This window comes from Piscinibacter defluvii (genome assembly GCF_004011805.1).
GTDB classification, from domain to species: Bacteria; Pseudomonadota; Gammaproteobacteria; order Burkholderiales; family Burkholderiaceae_C; genus Piscinibacter; species Piscinibacter defluvii.
This window is the reverse complement of record NZ_RCHJ01000022.1, coordinates 35,066-57,781: the sequence shown is the minus strand read 5'-3', so window position 1 is coordinate 57,781 and position 22,716 is coordinate 35,066. Positions and strand designations below refer to the sequence as shown.

20 protein-coding genes are annotated in these 22,716 nt (G+C 72.0%); 11 read left to right on the top strand and 9 right to left on the bottom strand.

Annotated elements, in window-relative coordinates:
* The first annotated feature begins 32 nt into the window (after positions 1-32).
* On the top strand, positions 33-1,118 hold the full coding sequence (locus tag D9C15_RS26755) for a right-handed parallel beta-helix repeat-containing protein (protein ID WP_164886868.1): 1,086 nt from the start codon (positions 33-35) through the stop codon (positions 1,116-1,118).
* 16 nt (positions 1,119-1,134) lie between these two features.
* On the opposite strand, the gene sbcB is transcribed toward D9C15_RS26755, so the two are convergent.
* Together sbcB and D9C15_RS26745 are read right to left on the bottom strand one after the other, a co-directional pair.
* The gene (sbcB, locus tag D9C15_RS26750; RefSeq protein ID WP_128001888.1) at positions 1,135-2,574 is read right to left on the bottom strand and encodes an exodeoxyribonuclease I; all 1,440 of its coding nucleotides are present in this window, start codon (positions 2,572-2,574) and stop codon (positions 1,135-1,137) included.
* Positions 2,575-2,593: 19 nt separating this feature from the next.
* Complete coding sequence (locus tag D9C15_RS26745; RefSeq protein ID WP_128001887.1) at positions 2,594-3,283, bottom strand: DUF6781 family protein; 690 nt, start codon at positions 3,281-3,283, stop codon at positions 2,594-2,596.
* Between the two features lie 127 nt (positions 3,284-3,410).
* Here D9C15_RS26745 and serC point away from each other — a divergent pair, with 127 nt between their 5' ends.
* From serC to acnA, 4 genes are read left to right on the top strand one after another with little or no spacing between them, the layout of a single operon-like run.
* The gene (gene serC, locus D9C15_RS26740; RefSeq protein WP_128001886.1) at positions 3,411-4,493 is read left to right on the top strand and encodes a 3-phosphoserine/phosphohydroxythreonine transaminase; all 1,083 of its coding nucleotides are present in this window, start codon (positions 3,411-3,413) and stop codon (positions 4,491-4,493) included.
* Entirely contained in the window at positions 4,486-5,673 is a 1,188-nt protein-coding gene (locus tag D9C15_RS26735) for a phosphoglycerate dehydrogenase (RefSeq protein WP_128001885.1), read from the top strand. Before serC ends, D9C15_RS26735 begins: the two co-directional genes overlap by 8 nt.
* Positions 5,674-5,684: 11 nt before the next feature.
* On the top strand, positions 5,685-9,104 hold the full coding sequence (locus D9C15_RS26730; protein ID WP_128001884.1) for a response regulator: 3,420 nt from the start codon (positions 5,685-5,687) through the stop codon (positions 9,102-9,104).
* A gap of 43 nt (positions 9,105-9,147) precedes the next feature.
* The gene (acnA, locus tag D9C15_RS26725; RefSeq protein ID WP_128001882.1) at positions 9,148-11,856 is read left to right on the top strand and encodes an aconitate hydratase AcnA; all 2,709 of its coding nucleotides are present in this window, start codon (positions 9,148-9,150) and stop codon (positions 11,854-11,856) included.
* 1 nt (position 11,857) lies between these two features.
* On the opposite strand, the gene D9C15_RS26720 is transcribed toward acnA, so the two are convergent.
* Entirely contained in the window at positions 11,858-13,060 is a 1,203-nt protein-coding gene (locus tag D9C15_RS26720) for an ammonium transporter (RefSeq protein ID WP_128001880.1), read from the bottom strand.
* 176 nt (positions 13,061-13,236) lie between these two features.
* On the opposite strand from D9C15_RS26720, the gene D9C15_RS26715 reads away from it, so the two are divergent.
* On the top strand, positions 13,237-14,367 hold the full coding sequence (locus tag D9C15_RS26715; protein WP_128001878.1) for a DNA alkylation repair protein: 1,131 nt from the start codon (positions 13,237-13,239) through the stop codon (positions 14,365-14,367).
* On the opposite strand, the gene D9C15_RS26710 is transcribed toward D9C15_RS26715, so the two are convergent.
* The gene (locus D9C15_RS26710) at positions 14,364-14,714 is read right to left on the bottom strand and encodes an ArsC family reductase (RefSeq protein WP_128001876.1); all 351 of its coding nucleotides are present in this window, start codon (positions 14,712-14,714) and stop codon (positions 14,364-14,366) included. The genes D9C15_RS26715 and D9C15_RS26710 overlap by 4 nt on opposite strands.
* Positions 14,711-15,226, bottom strand: a complete 516-nt coding sequence (locus tag D9C15_RS26705) for a hypothetical protein (RefSeq protein WP_128001874.1) — start codon at positions 15,224-15,226, stop codon at positions 14,711-14,713. Before D9C15_RS26705 ends, D9C15_RS26710 begins: the two co-directional genes overlap by 4 nt.
* Before the next feature lie 95 nt (positions 15,227-15,321).
* Here D9C15_RS26705 and D9C15_RS26700 point away from each other — a divergent pair, with 95 nt between their 5' ends.
* From D9C15_RS26700 to D9C15_RS26690, 3 genes are read left to right on the top strand one after another with little or no spacing between them, the layout of a single operon-like run.
* The gene (locus tag D9C15_RS26700) at positions 15,322-16,290 is read left to right on the top strand and encodes an MBL fold metallo-hydrolase (RefSeq protein ID WP_128001872.1); all 969 of its coding nucleotides are present in this window, start codon (positions 15,322-15,324) and stop codon (positions 16,288-16,290) included.
* Positions 16,287-17,033 carry an SDR family NAD(P)-dependent oxidoreductase gene (locus D9C15_RS26695; RefSeq protein WP_128001870.1) on the top strand — a complete coding sequence of 249 codons (747 nt, stop codon included), beginning with the start codon at positions 16,287-16,289 and terminating at the stop codon, positions 17,031-17,033. Before D9C15_RS26700 ends, D9C15_RS26695 begins: the two co-directional genes overlap by 4 nt.
* 11 nt (positions 17,034-17,044) lie before the next feature.
* A complete protein-coding gene (locus D9C15_RS26690; RefSeq protein ID WP_128001868.1) occupies positions 17,045-17,545 on the top strand; it encodes a GFA family protein in 501 nt (166 codons plus the stop codon).
* Positions 17,546-17,555: 10 nt separating this feature from the next.
* Here D9C15_RS26690 and D9C15_RS26685 read toward each other — a convergent pair whose 3' ends face one another.
* Together D9C15_RS26685 and D9C15_RS26680 are read right to left on the bottom strand one after the other, a co-directional pair.
* Positions 17,556-18,779, bottom strand: coding sequence for an MFS transporter (locus D9C15_RS26685; RefSeq protein ID WP_128001866.1), 1,224 nt, complete (start codon positions 18,777-18,779; stop codon positions 17,556-17,558).
* A complete protein-coding gene (locus D9C15_RS26680) occupies positions 18,772-19,221 on the bottom strand; it encodes a MarR family winged helix-turn-helix transcriptional regulator (protein WP_128001864.1) in 450 nt (149 codons plus the stop codon). Before D9C15_RS26680 ends, D9C15_RS26685 begins: the two co-directional genes overlap by 8 nt.
* Before the next feature lie 47 nt (positions 19,222-19,268).
* On the opposite strand from D9C15_RS26680, the gene D9C15_RS26675 reads away from it, so the two are divergent.
* Both D9C15_RS26675 and gloA read left to right on the top strand, forming a co-directional pair.
* The gene (locus D9C15_RS26675; RefSeq protein WP_128001862.1) at positions 19,269-19,820 is read left to right on the top strand and encodes a PaaI family thioesterase; all 552 of its coding nucleotides are present in this window, start codon (positions 19,269-19,271) and stop codon (positions 19,818-19,820) included.
* The gene (gene gloA / locus D9C15_RS26670) at positions 19,817-20,209 is read left to right on the top strand and encodes a lactoylglutathione lyase (RefSeq protein ID WP_128001861.1); all 393 of its coding nucleotides are present in this window, start codon (positions 19,817-19,819) and stop codon (positions 20,207-20,209) included. The genes D9C15_RS26675 and gloA overlap by 4 nt, the downstream gene beginning before the upstream one ends.
* Here gloA and eda read toward each other — a convergent pair whose 3' ends face one another.
* Positions 20,210-20,830, bottom strand: a complete 621-nt coding sequence (gene eda / locus D9C15_RS26665; RefSeq protein WP_128001859.1) for a bifunctional 4-hydroxy-2-oxoglutarate aldolase/2-dehydro-3-deoxy-phosphogluconate aldolase — start codon at positions 20,828-20,830, stop codon at positions 20,210-20,212.
* A gap of 11 nt (positions 20,831-20,841) precedes the next feature.
* A complete protein-coding gene (gene edd, locus D9C15_RS26660) occupies positions 20,842-22,659 on the bottom strand; it encodes a phosphogluconate dehydratase (RefSeq protein ID WP_128001857.1) in 1,818 nt (605 codons plus the stop codon).
* Between the last annotated feature and the right edge of the window lie 57 nt (positions 22,660-22,716).

Here is a 22,716-nt window from a genome sequence, read left to right as displayed (position 1 = left end):
CCGGCGCCTCCTGCGACGCGGCCACGGGCCGCGTGCTCGAGGTCGGCCCGGGCCAGGCCTACGCGGTTCCGAGCGCCGCGGCCGCCGTGGCGCGCGACGGCGACGTGGTCCGCATCGCCGCCGGCGACTACCGCGGCGACGTCGCGCGCTGGGCCGCGAACCGGCTGACGATCTGCGGCCGCGGCGGCCGCGCCCGGCTGTTCGCCGACGGCCGCAGCGCGCAGGGCAAGGCGATCTGGGTCATCGCCGGCAACGACGTGGTGGTCGACGGTGTCGACTTCCACGACACGAAGGTGCCGGATCGCAACGGCGCCGGCATCCGCACCGAGCAGGCGGGTGCGCTGACGATCCGCCACTGCGGCTTCTACGACAACGAGAACGGCATCCTGGGCGGCCGCCCGGGTGCGACGCTGACCATCGAGTACTCCGAGTTCGCGCGCAACGGGCACGGCGACGGCTACTCGCACAACCTGTACGTCAACGATGTGGATCGCCTCGTGGTGCGCGCCAGCGTGTTCCGCGAGGCGCGCATCGGGCACCAGCTGAAGAGCCGGGCGCGCGAGAGCATCGTCGAGCACAGCTACCTGATGGACGGCCCCGACGGCCGGTCCAGCTACCTGGCCGACTTTCCCGACGGCGGGCGCGTGCTGCTGCGCGGCAACCTGCTGCACAAGGGACCGAAGGCCGACAACCCGCGTGCGATCGCCTTCGGTGCCGAAGGCCTGAAGGGCGACGGCGACCACCTGCTGACGATGGTCCACAACACCCTCGTCGTCGACCATCCCGGCGCGCACTTCCTGACCGTGCGCGCGGGCGCGCATGCCGTGACGCTCTCGGCCAACCTGTTTGCCGGCCGCAGCGACACGGAACTCGTCACGGGCGGCTTTGCGAGCCACCGCGTCGAGCGCAGCGCGCAGGTGCTGCTGCCGCACACGGCCCTGCCGAATGCCGGCCGCCTCGACGCGCCGGACTTCTGGCCGCAGGGGCTGCCGGCCGAACGCCTGGCCCTGAAGGAGCCGGTCGACCCGGCCTACACCGCCGACACCCCCCGGCCGATGACCCTGCGCCGCCTGGCCGGCCCGGCGGCCCTCAGCGGCGCGCTGCAGTCCGCGCCCTGACGCGCGGCCCCGTGCCTCACGGCGCCTCGGGCGCGATCTGCTCGGCGTGGTCGTACAGCGCTTCGAGGATCCCCTGGCCGCGTTCGTCGGCAGATTCGTTCAGCGCGTCGAGCCGGTCGAAGAAGGCCTGCAGCGTCAGCGCGCCGCCGGCGCCCTGGTGCAGCCGCGCGGCGCGGTGTTCCTCCCAGCGCGCCCGGTCGGCCTCGTCCAGCGAGTCGGGGAAGTTGCGCGCCCGGTAGCGGAACAGCAGCTCCGCGAGGCGCGCGTCGTCGAAGCCGGTGCGCGCGCCGGCCAGCTGCTCGGGCGGCAGCGCACGCAGGCGCTCCAGCCGGGTGCGGTCGGTGTTGCCGACGAAGCCGCCGTACAGGTCTTCGTCGACGTCCGGCGGCGTGGCGGGCGCGGCCCGTTCGAACACCGCCGGCCACAGCCCGGCCACCGCCTCGGCATGCCGTGCCGCCTGCAGCGCATGGCGCTGCACCGCGCCGAGATCCAGACCCCAGCGCTCGGCCACCGGCGCCGACAGCGTGCCGAGCTGGCCGACCACGATCGGCGACTTGTTGACGTGGATGGTCTTCACGGGCAGGCGCTGCACGCCCTCGGGCAACTCGTCGGCGCGGGTGAAGATGCGCTCGCGCAGCTGGCCGGCATCCAAGCCGTCGAGCTGCGCCGGATCGGCCGCCAGGTCCCAGACGATGATCTCGTTGCGGTTGGTCGGGTGCGGCGCCAGCGGCCACACCACCGCCAGGCAGCCGCGCTCGGGCGGGTACATGCCCGAGACGTGCAGGAACGGCCGGCCGCTGCCGATCTCGTCGAGCACTGCCTCCTTGCGGCGCAGCTTGAGGCAGAACGCCCACAGGCGCGGCTGGCGCGTCTTCACCAGACGCGCCAGCGCGATGGTGGCGCGCACGTCCGACAGCGCGTCGTGCGCCGCCTCGTGCGCCAGGCCGTTGGCGCGGCTCAGGTCCTCCAGCTTCAGCGAGGGCCTGCCGTCCGGGTGGTTCGGCCACTCGATGCCCTCGGGGCGCAGCGCGCGCATGCAGCGAACCACGTCCAGCAGGTCCCAGCGGCCGCAGCCCTGGCGCCACTCGCGCGCGTACGGGTCGATCAGGTTGCGCCAGAACAGGAAGCGCGTCACCTCGTCGTCGAAGCGGATCGAGTTGTAGCCCACGCCCACGGTGCCGGGCCGCGCCAGTTGCGCCTCCACGGCGGCGGCGAAGGCGTGCTCGGGCAGGCCCTGGGCCAGGCACTGCTGCGGCGTGAGGCCGGTCAGCAGGCAGGCCTCGGGCTCGGGCAGGTAGTCGTCCGCCGGCGCGCAGAAGTGCATCACCGGCGCGTCGATCTCGTTCAGCTCGGCGTCGGTGCGCACGCCGGCGAACTGGGCCGGCCGGTCCCGCCGCGGGACGCGGCCGAAGGTCTCGTAGTCGTGCCAGAAGAAGCTGAAGTCCGGATCGGCCATCCCGGCACGATAACCGAGCCTACTTCGCGCGCGACTTCTTCGCCGCCGCAGCGCCCGAGCCGGCCTGGGCCATGGCGTCGCTCATGCCGATCAGCACGCCGCTGACCAGCGCGGCGTAGCTTTCCGCCAGGGTCTGCGCGGCCTTCATGCCGGCAGCGCGGCTGTCGCGCATCGCCGTCTGCATCTGGTTGACGAACTGCTCGGCCGTGGTGGCGGCCTTCTGGCCCGACAAGGTGCCGCCGGCCTGCAGCTTCTCGAGCACCGGCGCCCACTGGGCGTTGGCCTGCGCGCCGGCCGCCTCGGTGGCCTTGCGGAGCGCGCCGATGAAGGTGTCCTCCATCGCCTCCAGGTCGGCCAGCGCCTTCTTCAGGTGCTTCTCGCGCAGGTCCGCCCCCTGGTTGACGAACTGCTGCAGGGCCACCCGGTTGGCCTCGACCGCCTTGACCAGCGCGTCGTCCATGCCGGCGACGGCCTTGTCGAGCAGGTCCTCCGGGTCGACGCCGGCCACCGCGTTCTGCGCCGCGCCGGTCGAGGCGGCCTGCGCCACCGTCTTGAGAACCGCTCGGATGTTCTTCAGGCTCAGCTCGCGGCCCTGCAGCGCGGCGAGCGTGGCGTCGCCAACGGCCTTGCGGACCTGCTCGGTGCCCTTGGCGCTGGCGGTGGCGAACATCTCGATCAGGGCGTCCTGGTCGATGCCGGTCTTGCTCATGGGGGATCTCCTCGTCGGTGGGGTGGTTGGGCAGGCGCGATCCTCGCACCGTTGCGCGGGCGGCGCCAGCGCCGGCTTTGGTTATGCTCAAGCCCCCTTGACTGCACCCGATGCCGGAGACCCCCTCATGACCCGCGTCTTCAACTTCAGTGCCGGCCCGGCCGCCCTGCCGGAGCCCGTGCTGCGCCAGGCCGCCGACGAGATGCTCGACTGGCACGGCTCGGGCATGTCGGTGATGGAGATGAGCCACCGCGGCAAGGAGTTCATCGGCATCCATGCCGAGGCGGAGGCGCTGGCGCGCGAGCTGATGGGCATCCCGTCGAACTACAAGGTGCTGTTCCTGCAGGGCGGCGCGATCGGCGAGAACGCCATCGTGCCGATGAACCTGCTGGGCACGAAGAAGGGCATCGACGTCGTCGACACCGGCGAGTGGTCGAAGAAGACCATCAAGGAGGCCGGCAAGTACTGCAAGGTCAACGTGGTCGCGAGCGCCAAGGACAGCGGCTACACGACGATCCCGAAGCGCGAGAGCTGGAAGCTCGACCCCGAGGCCGCCTACGTGCACATCTGCTCGAACGAGACCATCGGCGGCGTGCAGTACCACTTCGTGCCCGACACCGGCGCCGTGCCGCTGGTGGCCGACATGTCCAGCGACATCATGTCGCGCCCGGTGGACGTGTCGAAGTTCGGCCTGATCTACGCCGGTGCGCAGAAGAACCTGGGGCCCGCCGGCCTGACGATCGTGATCGTGCGCGACGACCTGCTCGGCCGCGCGCTGCCGATCACGCCCTCGGCCTTCAACTACCAGGAGCAGGCCGAGGCCGACTCGATGCTCAACACCCCGCCCACCTACGCGATCTACATCGCCGGGCTGGTGTTCCGCTGGATCAAGCAGCGCGGTGGCCTGGCCGCGATGGCCGAGCACAACGAGCGCAAGGCCCGGGTGCTGTACGACTACCTGGCCGCCAGCAGCTTCTACCGCAGCCCGGTGGCGCCGGACTGCCGCTCGCTGATGAACGTGCCGTTCAAGCTCAAGGACGAGTCGCTCGACGAGGCCTTCCTGAAGGGCGCGCAGGCGCGCGGCATGCTGCAGCTCAAGGGCCACCGCTCGGTCGGCGGCATGCGTGCCTCGATCTACAACGCGATGCCGGTCGAGGGCGTGCAGGCGCTGGTGAGCTACATGAAGGAATTCGAGGCCCAGCATGGATGAGCGGTTCCGGGTCCTGGTGCTGAACCAGGTCTCGGCCGCCGGGCTGGCGCGCCTGCCCGCCGACCGCTACACCTGCGGCAAGGACATCGCCGAACCCGACGCCATCCTGCTGCGCTCGGCCGACCTGCATGCGGTCGAGATCCCGCGCAGCGTGCTGGCGGTGGGCCGGGCCGGCGCGGGCACCAACAACATCCCCGTGCCGGCGCTCAGCGCACGCGGCGTGCCGGTGTTCAATACGCCCGGCGCCAATGCCAACGCGGTCAAGGAGCTGGTGCTGGCCGGCCTGCTGATGGCCGCGCGCCACCTGCCGGCGGCGCTCGACTTCGTACGCGGCCTGGACGCCTCGGCCGCGGACCTGGACAAGCGCGTCGAGGACGGCAAGAAGGCCTTCGCCGGCGGCGAGCTGGCCGGCCAGACGCTGGGCGTGATCGGCCTGGGCAAGATCGGCTGCCTGGTGGCGGACGCGGCGATCAAGCTCGGCATGGACGTGCTCGGCCACGACCCGGAGATCACCGTCGACGCCGCCTGGAGCCTGCCCTCGCAGGTGCGCAAGGCACACAGCGTGGCCGAGGTGCTGCGCGGCTCGTCCTTCGTGACGCTGCACGTGCCGCTGGTGGCGGCCACGCGCCACCTGGTCAATGCCGACAACCTGCGCCTGATGCGCCCGGGCGCCGTGCTGCTGAACTTCTCGCGCGAAGGCGTGGTGGACGATGCCGCGGCCGTGGCGTCGCTGTCCGCCGGCGCGCTCGGCCGCTACGTGTGCGACTTCCCGAGTCCGGTCATCCACGGCCACCCGAAGGTGATCGCGCTGCCCCACCTCGGCGCCTCCACCCGCGAGGCCGAGGAGAACTGCGCGCTGATGGTGGCCGATCAGCTGCGCGATTTCCTCGAGCACGGCAACATCGTCAATGCCGTCAACTTCCCGGCCGTGTCGATGGCGCGCGAGTCGGCCCAGCGCGTGGCCATCGCCAACGCCAACGTGCCCAACATGCTCGGCCAGATCTCCAGCACCATGGCGCGCCACGGCCTGAACATCCACAACATGGTCAACAAGTCGCGCGGCGAGATGGCCTACACGCTGGTCGACGTCGACAGCCCGGTCGGCGCGCCGCTGCTGGCCGAACTGGGGGCGATCGGCGGCGTGCTGTCGGTGCGCTCGCTGCCCGAACGCAGGGCCTAGGAGAGCGGCTGTTGCAGCGCACCGACCGCGCCGACACGCCCCAGGCGACGCGCGGCCGGACGGCCTGGCTGGCGGTGGCGCTGTGGACGCTGATGGTGCTGCTGCTGGCCGCCTGGGTCAGCCAGACCGCCCTGCGGACCTACCGCGAACAGACCTGGCAGGGTGCGCAGGCGCGCCTGCGCGCCACGCGCGACACGCTCGCCATCGCGCTGGGCCAGCTGGCCGCGCTGCCGGCGCACCTGGCACACAGCCCGGCCCTGCGCGACCTGCTGTCGCGCGAGCCCGTGCCGCCGCCCGACGACCCGGTGCACCGGCGCGTGGAGGCCGAGCTGCGCCGCGCCGCGCAGGATTTCGGCCTGCCCATCGTGGGCCTGCTGTCGGCCTCCGGCGACGCGCTGGCCAACAGCATCCCGCGCCTGCCGGGTGCCCCGCCGCTGAACCTGGCCGGGCGCGCCTATTTCTCCGAGGCGATGCGCGACGGCACCGCGATGCAGTTCCTGTTCGGGCGCGTCAGCGGCATGCCCGGGCTGTACGTGGCGCGCCGCATCGAGATCGATGGGCGCGCGGCCGGGGTGATCTTCGTCAAGCAGGACGCGGAGGTGCTGAACCGCCTGCTCGGCGACCCCGACGGGCCGGTGGTGCTGCTGACCGACCCCCACCATGTCACCGTGCTGGGCAACCGGCGCGAACTGCTGATGCGGCGCCTGGCCGACGGCGGCCCGGGCGAGCCGGTCGACTGGCAGGACCTGTACCAGCAGGTGCCGCCCGCGCAGCCCTGGTCGCTGGCGTCGATGCCGCTGGGCGCCAGCTCGGCACGGTTCACCTGGCTCGGCGCCACGCGCCACCTGGTGCACTCGGCCGCGCTGCCGGGTACCCCGCTGACCGCCTGGGTGCTCGCCCCGATGAACGAGGAGCGCGCGCTGCGCTCGGGCATCGCGGCCGGCTTCGGCCTGCTGTGGCTGTTCGGCATGCTCCTGATCTGGCTCGGCTGGCGGCGCCTGCAGCTGGCGCAGACGGCACTGGCGGCGCGCCGCGAGGCCGATGCCGTGGGCCAGGCGCGCCAGCGGACCGAGGCGCGATTCGAGGCGGTCTTCCAGCACGCGGCGACCGGCTACCTGTTCTTCCGGCCCGACGGCGTGACGCACTGCAACCCGGCCACGCTGCAGCTGTTCGGGGTCGATTCGCGCGAGGCGCTGATCGGTCGCATCCCCTGGTTTCCGCCGCTGTCGCCCGAGCTGCAGGCCGACGGCCAGCCGAGCCGGCAGCGCGCCGTCGAGCTGATGAAGCAGCACACCCGCAGCGGCGACCGGGTGCAGACCTGCGAATGGCGCTTCCTGCGGGCCGACGGCACGCCGGTGGACACCGACACCGCCGTGATCGCGCTGAACTGGGGCGAGCGGCCCGAGTTCTGCGCCGTGATCCAGGACATCACCGCGCGCAAGCAGGCCGAGCAGGCCATGCAGGAGGCACGCGCCGCGGCCGAAGCCGCCAGCCAGACCAAGTCGAGCTTCCTGGCCAACATGTCGCACGAGCTGCGCACGCCGATGAACGCCATCATCGGGATGACGCACCTGGCGCTCGACGACGGCCTGCCGCCGCGCCAGCGCAGCTACATCGAGAAGGCGCACGGCGCGGCGCGCAGCCTGCTGCAGATCCTGAACGACATCCTGGACGTCTCGAAGATCGAGTCCGGCAAGCTGCAGCTGGAGGAGATCGAGTTCGCGCCCGAGGCGGTGCTGCGCGACACCGCCGACCTGCTCGCGCTGCGCGCCGACGAGAAGGGCCTGGAGCTGCTGCTGGCGGCCGCGCCGGACCTGCCCGCGCGGCTGCGCGGCGACCCGACCCGCTTGCGCCAGGTGCTCACCAACCTGGGCAGCAACGCGATCAAGTTCACCGAGCGCGGCGAGGTGGTGATGGGCCTGGGCCTGCGCTCGCAGGACGAGCGCAGCATCGAGCTGCACGGGTGGGTGCGCGACAGCGGCGTCGGCCTGAGCCAGGACCAGCTGGAGCGGCTGTTCCAGCCCTTCGTTCAGGCCGACAGCTCGACCACCCGGCGCTACGGCGGCACCGGGCTGGGCCTGGTGATCAGCCGCCAGCTGGTGGAGCGCATGGGTGGCCGGCTGTGGGTGGACAGCCGGCCCGGCGTGGGCTCGAGCTTCCACTTCAGCGCCCGCTTCGGTCGCGTCGACGGCGAGCCCGAGGTGCCCCCGCCGGCGCCGCTGCCCGCCGGGCGCGCCCTGCTGGCGGACGACAACGCCAGCGCGCGCGAGGTGCTGGGCACGATGCTCGAGCAGTTCCGCCTGCAGGTGGACCGGGCCGCCGACGGCAGGCAGGCCCTGGCGCTGGTGGCGCAGCACCCGGCCTACGACTGGATCCTGCTGGACTGGCAGATGCCGGGCCTGGACGGCGTCGAATGCGCCCGCCGCATGCTCGCCACGGCCGGGCCCGACCGCCCGCCGCCGCCGATCCTGCTGGTGACGGCCTTCGGCCGCGAGGAGGCGCTGCGGGCCGCCGGTGACCTGCCGCTGGCCGCGGTGCTGCAGAAGCCCGTGACCCCCTCGACGCTGCACGACGCGCTGCAGACGGCGCGCACCGGCCGCCGGCCGCACCTGCCGCCCGAGTCACCGTCCGCCGCGCCCGGCAGCGACCATGCCGCCGCGCTGGCCGGGGCGCGCATCCTGCTCGTCGAGGACCACCCGCTGAACCAGGAGCTCGCCTGCGAGCTGCTGCGCCGCGCCGGCATGCAGGTGGTGGTGGCGGTCCACGGTGCCGACGCGCTCGACAAGCTGCTCGACGCCGGCCCGTTCGACGGCGTGCTGATGGACTGCCAGATGCCGGTGATGGACGGCTACACCGCGACCCGCGCGATCCGTGCCGATCCGGCGCTGCGCGACCTGCCGGTGATCGCGATGACGGCCAGTGCGCTGGCCGAGGACCGCGAGCGCTCGCTCGCCGCCGGCATGAACGCGCACATCACCAAGCCGCTGGACGTGCCGCAGATGCTGGCGACGATGGCGCAGTGGATCCGGGTGCGCCGTGACACGCCCGCACCGCAGCCGCTGCAGAGCATGCCCGGCGAACTGCTCGACCCCTGGCCGCCGGCCGTGGGCGCGATCGACACCGCCCAGGGCCTGCTCTACTGCGCCGGCCGGCGCGCGCTGTACCGGCGCGTGCTGGACGGGTTCCGCGCCAAGAAGCACGATTTCGAGGCCGACGCGCGCGCCGCGCTGGCCGACGGGCGGCTGGCGCACCTGCGCCGCCGCACGCACGACCTGAAGGGCCTGGCCGGCACCATCGGCGCCCGGGCCCTGCGGGCAGCGGCCCTGGCGCTCGAACAGCAGCTCGACGGGCCGCAGGCCGGCGCCGCGCTGGAGACGCTCTGCCACGAACTTCGCCGGGTCTTGCGCGACATCGACACCCTGCTGGCATGATCGGCAGCAGCATTGCTGCAACCGACGCCGAGAGGGACCCGCCATGGCCGCACACGCATTCGCGAAGACGCTGAAGACCTTCCGCACCGCCTCCGGCAAGGAGGCCAGGTTCTACTCCCTGCCCGAGCTGGCCAAGACCCACCCCTCCGTGCGGCGCCTGCCGGTCTCGATCCGCCTGGTGCTCGAGTCGGTGCTGCGCAACTGCGACGGCCAGAAGGTGACGCCCGAGCATGTGGCGCAGCTGGCGAACTGGGCGCCGAATGCCGAACGCGTCGACGAGATCCCGTTCGTGGTGGCGCGCGTGGTGCTGCAGGACTTCACCGGCGTGCCGCTGCTGGCCGACCTGGCGGCGATGCGCAACGTGGCCGCCGACCTGGGCCGCAACCCCAAGACCATCGAGCCGCTGGTGCCGGTGGACCTGGTGGTCGACCACTCGGTGATGATCGACCACTTCGGCAACAAGCGCGCGCTCGACCTGAACATGAAGCTGGAGTTCGAGCGCAACCGCGAGCGCTACCAGTTCATGAAGTGGGGCATGCAGGCCTTCGACACCTTCGGCGTGGTGCCGCCGGGCTTCGGCATCGTGCACCAGGTCAACCTCGAGTACCTGGCGCGCGGCGTGCACCGGCGCGCCGACGGCGTCTGCTACCCCGACACGCTGGTGGGCACGGACAGCCACACGACCATGATCAACGGCATCGGCGTGGTCGGCTGGGGCGTGGGCGGCATCGAGGCCGAGGCCGGCATGCTCGGCCAGCCGGTCTACTTCCTGACGCCCGACGTGGTCGGCTTCGAGCTGACCGGCCGGCTGCGCGAGGGCGTCACCGCCACCGACCTGGTGCTGACCGTCACCGAGATCCTGCGCCGGCACAAGGTGGTGGGCAAGTTCGTCGAGTTCTTCGGCGCGGGCACGCGGAGCCTCGCGGTGCCGGACCGAGCCACCATCGCCAACATGGCACCCGAGTACGGCGCGACCATGGGCTTCTTCCCGGTCGACGAGCGCACCATCGACTACTTCCGGGGCACCGGCCGGCGCAAGGCCGAGATCGAGGCCTTCGAGGCCTACTTCCGCGCCCAGGGCCTGTTCGGCGTGGCGATGCCCGGCGAGATCGACTACAGCCAGGTGATCTCGCTGGACCTCGGCACGGTGGCGCCCAGCCTGGCCGGGCCGAAGCGGCCGCAGGACCGCATCGAGATCGGCAGCGTCAAGGGCCGCTTCGCCGAGCTGTTCGCCGCCCCGGCCGCCGCGAACGGCTTCAACCAGGACGCCGCGGTGCTCGACCGGGCCTACCCGACGGGCAGCGGCCTCGAGCTGCACCACGGCGACGTGCTGATCGCCGCCATCACCTCCTGCACCAACACCAGCAACCCGGGCGTGCTGCTGGCCGCCGGCCTGCTGGCCAAGAAGGCCGTGCAGGCGGGGCTGAAGGTCAAGCCGCACATCAAGACCTCGCTCGCGCCGGGTTCGCGCATCGTCACCGAGTACCTCGAGAAGGCCGGCCTGCTCGGCGACCTCGAGAAGCTCGGCTTCAACGTCGCCGCCTACGGCTGCACCACCTGCATCGGCAACGCCGGCGACCTGGCACCGGAGATCAACGAGGCGATCACGACGAACGACCTGGTGTGCGCCGCGGTGCTCTCGGGCAACCGCAACTTCGAGGCACGCATCCACCCGAACCTGAAGGCCAACTTCCTGGCCAGCCCGCCGCTGGTGGTGGCCTACGCGATCGCCGGCACGATGAACCGTGACCTGATGAGCGAGCCGGTGGGCTGGGGCAAGGGCGGCAAGCCGGTGTACCTGGGCGACATCTGGCCGACCAGCGACGAGGTGCATGCGCTGATGCGGCACGCGATGAACGCCTCCGCGTTCAAGGCCAACTACGACAAGGTGAAGTCCGAGCCCGGCCGGCTGTGGAACGGCATCCGCGGCGCCGCGGGCCAGGTGTACGACTGGCCGGCCTCGACCTACATCGCCAGGCCGCCGTTCTTCGACGCCTTCACGCCGCAGCCGCAGGCCAGCGCGCCGGGCGTGCGGGGCGCGCGCATCATGGCCCTCTTCGGCGACTCGATCACCACCGACCACATCTCGCCGGCCGGCTCCATCAAGGAGAGCTCGCCGGCCGGGCGCTGGCTGCTCGACAACGGCGTGGCCAAGGCCGACTTCAACAGCTACGGCTCGCGGCGCGGCAACCACGAGGTGATGATGCGCGGCACCTTCGCCAACGTGCGCATCAAGAACCTGATGATCCCCGCGCGCGAGGACGGCACGCGCGAGGAAGGCGGGCTGACGATCCACCAGCCCGGCGGCGAGAAGATGGCCATCTACGACGCGGCGATGAAGTACGTCGCGGCCGGCGTGCCGACGGTGATCTTCGGCGGCGAGGAGTACGGCACCGGCTCGAGCCGCGACTGGGCCGCCAAGGGCACGCAGCTGCTGGGCATCAAGGCGGTGATCGCGCGCAGCTTCGAGCGCATCCACCGCAGCAACCTGGTCGGCATGGGCGTGCTGCCCCTGCAGTTCAAGGGCACGGACTCGTGGGAGACCCTGGGCCTGAAGGGCGACGAGCTGATCGACATCGTGGTCGACGGCGAGCTGCAGCCGCAGCGCGACGTGACGCTGGCGATCACCCGCGCCGACGGCTCACGCCAGGAGCTCGCGGTGAAGCTGCGCATCGACACGCCGATCGAGATCGAGTACTACCGGCACGGCGGCATCCTGCCCTACGTGCTCAGGCAGCTGATCGCCGCCTGAGCTACCAGCTCGCCTCGCGTTCGGGGGTGGCGCCGATCCTGTGGATGGAGAGGTCGGCGCCCTCGTACTCCTCCTCGGGAGTCAGGCGCAGCGGCGTGAAGGCGCGAATCGCACCGTAGACGCCAAAGCCGCCCGCCAGCGCCCAAGCCACACCGGCCAAGGTGCCCAGCAGCTGCGCCGTGAACGACACGCCGCCCAGCCCGCCGAGCGCCGGCTGGCCGAACACGCCGCAGGCGATACCGCCCCAGGCGCCGCACAGGCCGTGCAGCGGCCACACGCCGAGCACGTCGTCGACCTTCCACTTGTTCTGCGTCCAGGTGAACAGCAGCACGAAGATCGCGCCGGCCACGCCGCCCACGACCAGCGCGCCGGCCGGATGCATCACGTCGGAGCCGGCACACACCGCCACCAGGCCGGCGAGCGGGCCGTTGTAGGCGAAGCCCGGGTCGTTGCGGCCCATCACAACGGCCACCAGCGTGCCGCCGACCATCGCCATCAGCGAGTTCACGGCGACGAGGCCGGAGATCTTGGCCACGCTCTGCGCGCTCATCACGTTGAAGCCGAACCAGCCCACCGCCAGGATCCAGGCGCCCAGCGCGAGGAACGGAATGCTCGAGGGCGGGTGGGCACTCATCGCGCCGTCCTTGCGGTAGCGGTTGCTGCGGGCCCCGAGCAGCAGCACCGCGACCAGGCCGATCCAGCCGCCCACGGCGTGCACCACCACGCTGCCGGCGAAATCGTGGAACTCGGCGCCGGCCAGATCCTTGAGCATGGCCTGCAGCCCGAAGCGGCCGCCCCAGACCACGCCTTCGAAGAGCGGATAGACCAGGCCGACGATCACCGCGGTGGCGATCATCTGCGGGCCGAAGCGGGCCCGCTCGGCGATGCCGCCCGAGACGATGGCCGGGATGGCCGCGGCGAAGGTGAGCAGGAAGAAGAACTTGACCAGCTCGTAGCCGTTCTTCTGCGCCAGGGTCTCGGCGCCGATCAGGAAGCCGGTGCCGTAGGCGACCAGGTAGCCGACGAAGAAGTAGGCGATGGTCGAGACCGCGAAATCGACCAGGATCTTGACCAGCGCATTGACCTGGTTCTTCTTGCGCACCGTGCCCAGCTCCAGGAACGCGAAGCCGGCGTGCATCGCCAGCACCATGATCGCGCCCAGCAGGACGAACAGGGCGTCGGCGCCCTGGGCCAGTGTCTCCATCGTGTTCCCCCTCGCCTCGTTTGCGTGCCGGACGCACCACGATCGCAAGAGACATGCCTTGATTGGTGCGCCCTGGATGCACCGATTCGGCGTCATCCGGCGTCGATCTCGTTCTCGCATGGTGCATTTGCGCACCCGAGTTGTGCGGCCGGGTTCCCCGCTATGCTGCGCCGACCATGGCCGAACCGTTCAAGAACCTGATCCACGTCGGCACCGTCGACGCCGCGGCGCGGCACCTGCAGCGCCACGGCGCGGCCTTCGACGCCGCGCGCTTCCGCCGCCTCGCGTCGCAGGGCCTGGAGGCGCTGGAGTTCAAGGCGCGCGCGCAGCACCTGGCCACGGCGCTCGAGGCCACGCTGCCGGCCGACTTCGCCGCCGCCTGCGACATGATCGAGGCCGCGCTCGCCCCGGTGCGCGGCGACGAGGAACTCGCCGACCTGCACGCCCGCGACGACGGCCTGGCCGGCTGGGTGGTGTGGCCGCTGACCGAGTTCGTCGCGCGGCGCGGACTCGGCGAGCCCGAGCGGGCCCTCGCCGCGCTGCATGCGCTGACGCAACGCTTCAGCGCCGAGTGGGCGATCCGGCCGTTCATCGAACGCCATCCGGCGCTGGCCTTCGAGACCCTGGCGCGCTGGAGCCGCGACCCGAGCGCGCATGTCCGGCGCCTGGTCAGCGAAGGCAGCCGGCCGCGCCTGCCCTGGGGCCTGCAGCTCCGGGGCCTGATCGCCGACCCGTCGCCGACGCTGCCGCTGCTCGAGGCGCTGCAGGACGACCCGAGCGAGTACGTGCGCAGAAGCGTCGCGAACCACCTGAACGACATCGCCAAGGACCACCCCGGGCTGGTCGCCGACTGGCTGGAGCGCCACCTGCCCGGGGCCCCTCCGGCGCGCCGGGCGCTGCTGCGGCACGCGAGCCGCACGCTGATCAAGCGCGGTGATGCGCGGGTGCTGAAGGCCTGGGGCCTGGGCAAGCCCTTCGCCGGCGAGGCGGAGCTGAGGATCACGCCGCGGCGCCTCGTGCTCGGCGGCTCGCTGACGCTGGCGCTCGAACTGCGCTCGAGCGCCCGGCGCACGCAGACGCTGGTGATCGACTACGCGGTGCACCACGTCAAGGCCAGCGGCGCCACCGCGCCCAAGGTGTTCAAGGGCTGGAACCTGAGCCTCGCGCCGGGCGAGGCGCTGACCCTCACGAAGCGCCATGCCGTCAAGCCGATCACCACGCGGCGCTACCACGCCGGCCGGCATGCGGTGGACGTTCGCATCAACGGCGCCGTGTGCGCCGAGGCCTTCTTCGACCTGAAGGTCTAGAAGAGGCCGGCCCAGTCGTCGGCGTCGAAGCCGGCGCGCAGCGCGCTGCCGAGCACCAGCACCGGCCGGCGGATCACGCTCGGCTGCTCCAGCATCAGCGCGCGGGCGCTGGCCGCGTCGTTCACCGCGGCCTGGCGCGCCGGGTCGAGCTTGCGCCAGGTCGTGCCCTTGCGGTTGACGAGCGCCTCCCAGCCCAGCTGCGCGATCCAGCCGTCCAGCAGGGCCGCGGGCACGCCCTGCTTCTTGTAGTCGTGGAACGCATGCTCGACGCCGCGTGCGGCCAGCCAGGCACGCGCCTTCTTGACCGTGTCGCAGTTCGGGATGCCGTACAGGGTGGGTGCGCTCATCGGCGGTGGCGGAACAGGGCGTTGTCGAACTGCGGGTCGTCGCAGATCGGGTCGGGATAGTAGCCGCTGTCGATCACCGTGCCCTTCTGCGGATCGATGCCGACCTGGAACCACTGGCAGAACATCGTCTCGTAGCGGTACGACCAGACGATCTGCAGCTGGTGCCAGCCGGCCATGCTGGTGGCCGAGGGTCGGCCCAGCTCGCGACGCAACTCGTCGCGCGTCATGCCGGCGCGGACCTGGTTGAAGCGCTGCTCGGTCAGCACCTGCGTGGCCGAGACGAGCGCGCCGCCGGCGTCGAGATCGAGCATCCAGGTGCGCTTGCCGAACGGTCCAGTGGCGTACTCGAGGCGCCGGCCGCCGCCGGGCAGCGTGTACTCGCCGGTCGGCGGGCCGAGCGCGGCGAGCACCGTCGCGGCCGGCGTGCCGGGCGCGAGCCTGGCGGGATTGGCGGCGCACCCGGCCAGCAGCAGCGCCGCGGCCAGGACGGAGAACAGCGGGCGGGGCGTCATCGCGCACTCCTCGGGGTGAGGTCGATTGTGACCCGCGCCCGGCAGCGGAGTTCGCGCTCCTAGAATGCACCGACCCCGAGCCACGCCCGCGCCCCATGCCCCTGCTGCCGCCCTTCGTCCAGGCCCTGGACCAAGGCATCCATGCGATCGACACCGGCTTCCACCGCGAGCATTTCGACGCCGCCTACCTGATCGTCGAATGCGGCCGCGTGGCCTTCGTCGACACCGGCACCAACTTCGGCGTGCCGCGCCTGCTGGCGGCGCTCGAGGCGCTCGGGCTCGCGCCCGCGGACGTCGACCTGGTGATCCCGACGCACGTGCACCTCGATCATGCCGGCGGCGTGGGCCTGCTGATGACGCACCTGCCCAACGCCACCGCCTGGGTGCACCCGCGCGGCGCGCGCCACCTGATCGACCCGCGCGCGCTGGTTGCCGGGGCCACCGCGGTGTACGGCGAGGAAGAGATGGCACGCTCCTACGGCCGCATCGTCGGCGTGCCGGCCGGGCGCGTGCGCGAGACGGCCGACGGCATGACGGTCGAACTCGCCGGCCGGCGCCTGCAGTTCCTCGACACGCCCGGCCATGCGCGCCACCACCACTGCGTCTGGGACGAGCGCACACGCGGCTTCTTCACCGGCGACACCTTCGGCCTGAGCTACCGCGAGTTCGACAGCGCGCGCGGCCCCTGGCTGCTGCCGACCACCACGCCGGTGCAGTTCGAGCCCGAGGCGCTGAAGGCCTCGGTGCAGCGGCTGCTGTCCTTCGAGCCGGCCTGCATGTACCTGACGCACTTCGGCCGCGTCGGCGAGGTGGCGCGGCTCGGTGCCGAGCTGCTCGAGCAGATCGACGCGATGGTCGCGCTCGGCCGTGCACTGCAGGACGCGCCGCGGCGGCACGAGGCGCTCAAGCACGGCCTGCTCGCCCAGTACGTCGAGCGCGTGGCGCGCCACGGCTGCGACTTCACGCCCGGGCGCATCGCCGAACTGCTGGCGATCGACCTCGAGCTGAACGCCCAGGGCATGGGCATCTGGCTCGACCGCGAGCGCGCCGCGGCCGCGTCATGACCCGCGTGGCCGTCGTCACCGGCGCGGCGCAGGGCATCGGCGCTGCCTGCGTGCGTCGGCTGCACGCCGACGGTGCCGCCGTCGCGCTGTGGGACGTCGATGCCACGCGCGGCGAAGCGCTCGCCGCCGAGCTCGGCCCGCGCACGCTGTTCTGCCGCTGCGACGTGTCGGACAAGTCCGCCGTCGAGGCCGCGCTGGCCGGCACCGAGGCCGCCCTCGGGCCGGTGGACGCGCTGGTCAACAACGCCGGCATCTTCCGCGCCGCCGACTTCCTCGACATCACCGAGGCCGACTGGGACGCGGTGATCGCCGTGAACCTGAAGGGCGCCTTCCTGGTCGGCCAGGCGGTCGCGCGTTCGATGGCGGCGCACGGCGGCGGCGCGATCGTCAACATGAGCTCGGTCAACGGCGTGATGGCGATCCCGAGCATCGCCAGCTACAACGCCAGCAAGGGCGGCATCGACCAGCTCACGCGCGTGATGGCGCTGGCCCTGGCCGACCGCGGCATCCGCGTCAACGCGGTCGCGCCCGGCACCATCGCCACCGAGCTGGCGCAAAACGCGGTGCTCGGCAGCGCCGAGGCCAAGGCGCGCATCATGAGCCGCACGCCGCTGCGCCGGCTCGGCGAGCCGGCCGAGATCGCCGCGGTGGTGGCCTTCCTGCTGAGCAAGGAGTCGAGCTACCTCACCGGCGAGATCGTCTATGCCGACGGCGGCCGCCGGGCGCTGAACTACACCGTCTGAAGGAGAGCACGATGAGCCAGGCACCGACGCCCGTGCCCACGCCCCTGACGCTGACCGGCGGCTGCCTGTGCGGCGCGCTGCGCTACACCGTCACCACCGAGTCCGACGAGGGCTACTACTGCCACTGCCGCATGTGCCAGCTCGCCTTCGGCAACACCCGCGTACCCTGGTTCAACGTGTTCCAGCGCAAGGTCGTGTGGCAGGGCGAGCCGCGCCAGTACGCCTCGTCGACCTTCGCGCGGCGTGGCTTCTGCGGCAACTGCGGCACGCCGCTGTCTTTCGCCTACGTCGACTCGGAACGCATGGACCTCGCGGTGGGCAGCCTGGACGACCCCAACGCGCTGCGGCCCGTCTCGCACTTCGGGATCGAATCGATCGTGCCGCGCTGGCACGCCGAGGACGGCCTGCCCGGCGAGCGGCTCGATGCCAGCGAACGGCTGGCCAAGCGCTGGAAGGACCACTACGGCGCCGACGTGGTGCCGGGCGTCGAGGCCGCGCGCGCCGGCGGCTGACGCAGGCGCTTCAAGCCGCCACCGCCGCGCGCGGCGGCAGCGCGTTCTCGCGGATCGGCAGGTGCACCAGCGCCGCGCCGGCGGCCAGCAGGATGTCGGCGATCCACATCCAGTCGTAGTTGCCGCTCGCCTCGAAGGCCTTGCCGCCGAGCCAGGCGCCGAGGAAGCCGCCGACCTGGTGCGCCAGCATCACGAAGCCGAACAGCGTGGCCATGTTGGCCGGACCGAAGAACTTGGCCACCAGGCCCGCGGTGGGCGGCACGGTGGACAGGAAGGTCAGGCCCATCACCGCGGCGAACAGCAGCACGACGGCTTCGGTCTTGGGCGCGAGCAGGAAGGCCAGCACCGCCAGCGCGCGCGTGGCGTAGACCAGCGAGAGCAGCGACTTCATGCGCCAGCGCCCGACGGCCCAGCCCATCGCGAAGCTGCCGACGATGTTGAACAGGCCGATCACCGCCAGCGCCCAGGCGCCCACTGCCGGGGGCAGCTGGCACGAGGCCACCACGCCCGGCAGGTGCGTCGCGAGGAAGGCGACGTGGAAGCCGCAGACGAAGAAGCCGGCGGCAAGCAGCCGGTAGCTGCGGTCGGCGAAGGCCTGGCGGATGGCCTCGCCGGTGGACAGCGGCTTCGCCGTCGCCCCGGCCGCAGCGGCGTGGCTGCCGCGCAGCACCCAGGCCGCCGGCAGCGCCAGCAGCGTGATCAGCGCCAGGCTCTGCAGCGAGGCGGCCCAGCCGGCCACCGCGGTGATGCCCTGCGCGATCGGCGCGAACACGAACTGGCCGAACGAACCGCCGGCGTTGACGATGCCGGTGGCCAGGCCGCGCTTCTCGAGCGGCACCAGTCGCATCGTCGCCGACATCAGCACCGAGGGCCCGGCCATGCCGGCGCCGCCGGCCGCGAGCACGCCGATGGCGAGCACCAGGCCGGCGGTGCTGGTCATGAACGGGATCAGCGCGGTGCCCAGCGCCACCAGCAGCACGCCGGCCAGCAGCACGCGGCCGGCGCCGATGCGGTCGGCCACCATGCCGGCGAACGGCTGCGTCAGGCCCCACCAGAGCTGGCCGAAGGCGAAGGCCAGGCTGATGCTGGCGATGCCCAGTCCGGTGGCACTGTTGATCGGGCCGAGGAACAGGCCCATCGACTGGCGCGCCCCCATGGTCAGCGCAAAGGTGCCGGCCGCGGCCAGCAGCACCAGCGCCACGGCCGGGGCCGCGCGCCTGATCGGGTCATTCATCCTCGGTCTCCAGGGGGTCGAGCGCCAGCAGGCAGTCGTCGATCAAGGCGTGCAGCGCCACCACGCGCGCCTCGCCCAGGCGCGCATTGAGTGCCAGCTGGGCCTGCTTCCAGGCCTTCTGCGCCTCGGCGCGCTTGGCACGCCCGGCCTCGGTGGCGCTGACCAGGCGGCTGCGTGCGTCCTCGCCGGGACCGAGCTCGACCCAGCCGGCCGCGACCAGCGGGTGCAGGTTGCGGGTCAGCGTCGACGGGTCGAGCTTCATGCGCGCGGCCAGTTCGCCCGGCCGCAGCGGGCCGAGCGCGACCACGTGCGACAGCAGCGAGTACTGCGTGTTCTTCAGCCCGGTCGGCGCGACGTAGGCGTCGTAGTGGCGCGTCACCGCCCGGCTGAGCTGGCGCAGCTTGAGGTTGGTGCAGCCCTGCGGCTTGACGGCTTCGGCCATGGCGACTATTGTAGCCACAACCTTTGTATATACAAGTTTAGTCACTCATGAGCGAGGCAACCATTTCTGCCGAGGACACCCTGGCCCGCTGGCGGGCCGACGAGCAGCGCGTGCGCGCACGGCGCCAGCGCGTCGGCCCGATCCCGCCGCACGAGCTGGCCGGGCTGAGCGGGCTCGAGCTGTTCCAGGCCATGTTCGACGGCCGCCTGCCCGCGCCGCCGATCGGCGAGACCCTGGACTTCCTCGCGGTGCACGTCGAGCACGGCCTGGCGGTGTTCCAGGGCCGGCCGGGCCATGCGCACTACAACCCACTGGGCACGGTGCACGGCGGCTGGTTCGCCACCTTGCTGGACTCCGCGGTCGGCTGCGCGGTGCACTCCACCCTGCCCGCCGGCAAGGCCTACACCACGCTGGAGCTGAAGACGAACATCGTGCGCGCCCTCACCGACCGCGTGCCGCTGGTGCGCGCCGAGGGCCGCGTGGTGCACGCCGGCAACCAGGTCGCCACGGCCGAGGGCCGCCTGGTCGGGCCCGACGGCAGGCTGTACGCTCACGCGTCCACGACTTGCCTGGTCTTCGACGCCCGGCCACCCCGATGAAGATCCTCCACACCATGCTGCGCGTCGGCGACCTGCAGCGCTCGATCGACTTCTACACGACGGTGCTCGGCATGAACCTGATCCGCACCACCGAGCGGCCGGAGCAGAAGTACTCGCTGGCCTTCGTCGGCTTCGGGCGCGGCAATGCCGAGGGCGAGGCCGAGATCGAGCTCACCTACAACCACGGCGTGTCGAGCTACGAGATGGGCGGCGCCTACGGGCACATCGCCATCGCGGTGCCCGACGCCTACGCCGCCTGCGAGACGATCAAGGCCGCGGGCGGCAAGGTCACGCGCGAGGCCGGCCCGGTCAAGGGCGGCTCGACGGTGATCGCCTTCGTGACCGATCCGGACGGCTACAAGATCGAGCTGATCCAGCGCGAAGGCTGATCAGCGCAGCGCGCCGGCTTGCCTGGCGAGCGTCGTGATGCGCGCCCAGTCTCTGGCGGCCACCGCATCGGCCGGCGTCAGCCAGGAGCCGCCGCAGACCTTGACGTTGGGCAACGCGAGGAACTGCGGTGCCGTCTCCACCGTGATGCCGCCGGTCGGGCAGAAGGCCACGTCCGGGAACGGGCCGTGCAGCGCCTTCAGCAGGTTGATGCCGCCCACCGCGGTGGCCGGGAACAGCTTCAGGAAGTGGTAGCCGTCGGCATTGGCCATCATCACCTCGCTGGCGGTGGAGACACCGGGCAGCAGCGGCAGGCCGATGTCCTGGCAGGCCAGCCCGACCTCGCTCGTGTAGCCCGGGCTGACACCGAACTCGCAGCCGGCGTTCTTCGCCGCCTTCGCGTCCGCGACGCTGCGGATCGTGCCGGCGCCGACGATGGCACCCGGCACCTTGGCCGCGATCGCCTCCATGCACTGCAGCGCCACCGGCGTGCGCAGCGTGATCTCCAGCACCTTGACGCCGCCGTCGACCAGCGCCTGCGCCATCGGCACCGCGTCTTCGAGCTTCTGGATCACGATGACCGGGATCACCGGGCCGTGGGTCGCGAGTTCGAGCGTGTTCATCGTCTTGTCCTTCACAGCCAGGTGCAGGCGCCCTCTTCGGCGCTGAGCACGTTGCGGCGCATGCCGCCGAACAGTTCGCGGCCGAGGCCGAAGGCATGGGCCTGCGCATGCGCCGCGGTCTGAGGCGCGACCTCGCGCAGCGCCCATTCGCCCGGGTCGACCAATGCATTGAGCGTGCCCGCGCGCGCGTCGAGCCGGATCACGTCGCCGTCGCGCACCTTGCCCAGCGGTCCGCCGGCCAGCACCTCGGGGCTGACGTGGATGGCCGCGGGCACCTTGCCCGAGGCACCGCTCATGCGGCCGTCGGTCACGAGGGCCACCTTGAAGCCCTTGCCCTGCAGCACCGCGAGCGGCGGCGTGAGCTTGTGCAGCTCGGGCATGCCGTTCGCGCGCGGGCCCTGGAAGCGCACCACGGCGACGAAGTCGCGCTCCAGCGTGCCGGCCTTGAAGGCGGCGAGCAGCTCCTCCTGGCCGTCGAACACGACCGCCGGGGCCTGCACCACGTGGCGGTCCTCCGGCACCGCGGAGACCTTGATCACCGAGCGTCCCAGGTTGCCGGTCAGCAGCTTCAGGCCGCCTTCGGGGCTGAACGGCTCGGCGGCGGTGCGAACGATCGTGTCGTCGCCGCTCGCGGCCGGCAACGCGCTCCAGCGCAGGCCCTCGCCCTGCTTCTCCGGCAGCTTGCCGTACTCGCGCAGGCCGCCCGCAGCCACGCTCGCCACGTCGGCGTGCATGTAGCCGGCGTCGATCAGCTCGCGGATCACGAAGCCCGGGCCGCCGGCGGCCTGGAACTGGTTCACGTCGGCCTTGCCGTTCGGGTAGACCCGCGCCAGCAGCGGCGTGGCCTTGGAGAGATCGGCGAAGTCGGTCCAGTCGATCAGGATGCCGGCCGAGCGCGCCACCGCGACCCAGTGGATCAGGTGGTTGGTCGAGCCGCCGGTGGCCAGCAGCGCCTGCATCGCGTTGACGATCACGCGCTCGTCGACCAGCTGGCCGATCGGCGTGAAACGCGGCCCGCCCTTGCGGATCGCGAGCACCATGCGCACCGCCTCGCGTGTCAGCGCCTCGCGCAGCTCGGCATGCGGGTGCACGAAGGCGCTGCCCGGCACGTGCAGGCCCATCGCCTCGAGCAGCATCTGGTTGCTGTTGGCGGTGCCGTAGAAGGTGCAGGTGCCGGCGCCGTGGTAGGCGGCCGACTCGGCCTCGAGCAGCTTGTCGCGCCCGACCTGGCCCTGCGCGAACTGCTCGCGCACCTTGGACTTGGCGGTGTTGTCCAGCCCGGTGCTCATCGGCCCGGCCGGCACGAACACGCACGGCAGGTGACCGAAGTGCAGTGCGCCGATCAGCAGGCCCGGCACGATCTTGTCGCACACGCCCAGCAGCAGCGCGGCGTCGAACACGTCGTGCGTCAGCGCCACGGCGGTGCCCATCGCGATGGTGTCGCGCGAGAACAGGCTCAGCTCCATGCCGGGCAGGCCCTGCGTGACGCCGTCGCACATCGCCGGCACGCCGCCGGCCACCTGCACGGTGGCGCCGTGGCGACGCGCCTCGTCGCGGATCACCGCCGGGAAACCCTCGTAGGGCTGGTGCGCCGACAGCATGTCGTTGTAGGCGGTGACCACGCCGATGTTGGGCGCCTTCTCGGCCACCACCTTGAACTTGTCGCTGCTGGGCAGCGCGGCGAAGGCATGTGCCACGTTGGCACAGCCCATGCGATCGGCGCCGCGCGGGCGGTCGATCGCGGCCTGCACGCGCGCCAGGTAGGCGTTGCGGGTCGCGGCGCTGCGTTCGCGGATCCGCTGGGTGACTTCGACGACGGCTGGTTTCATCGCGGCGCCTCCATGTAACTGATGGGCAGATTATCACGTAACCGGGTTACATCGGCA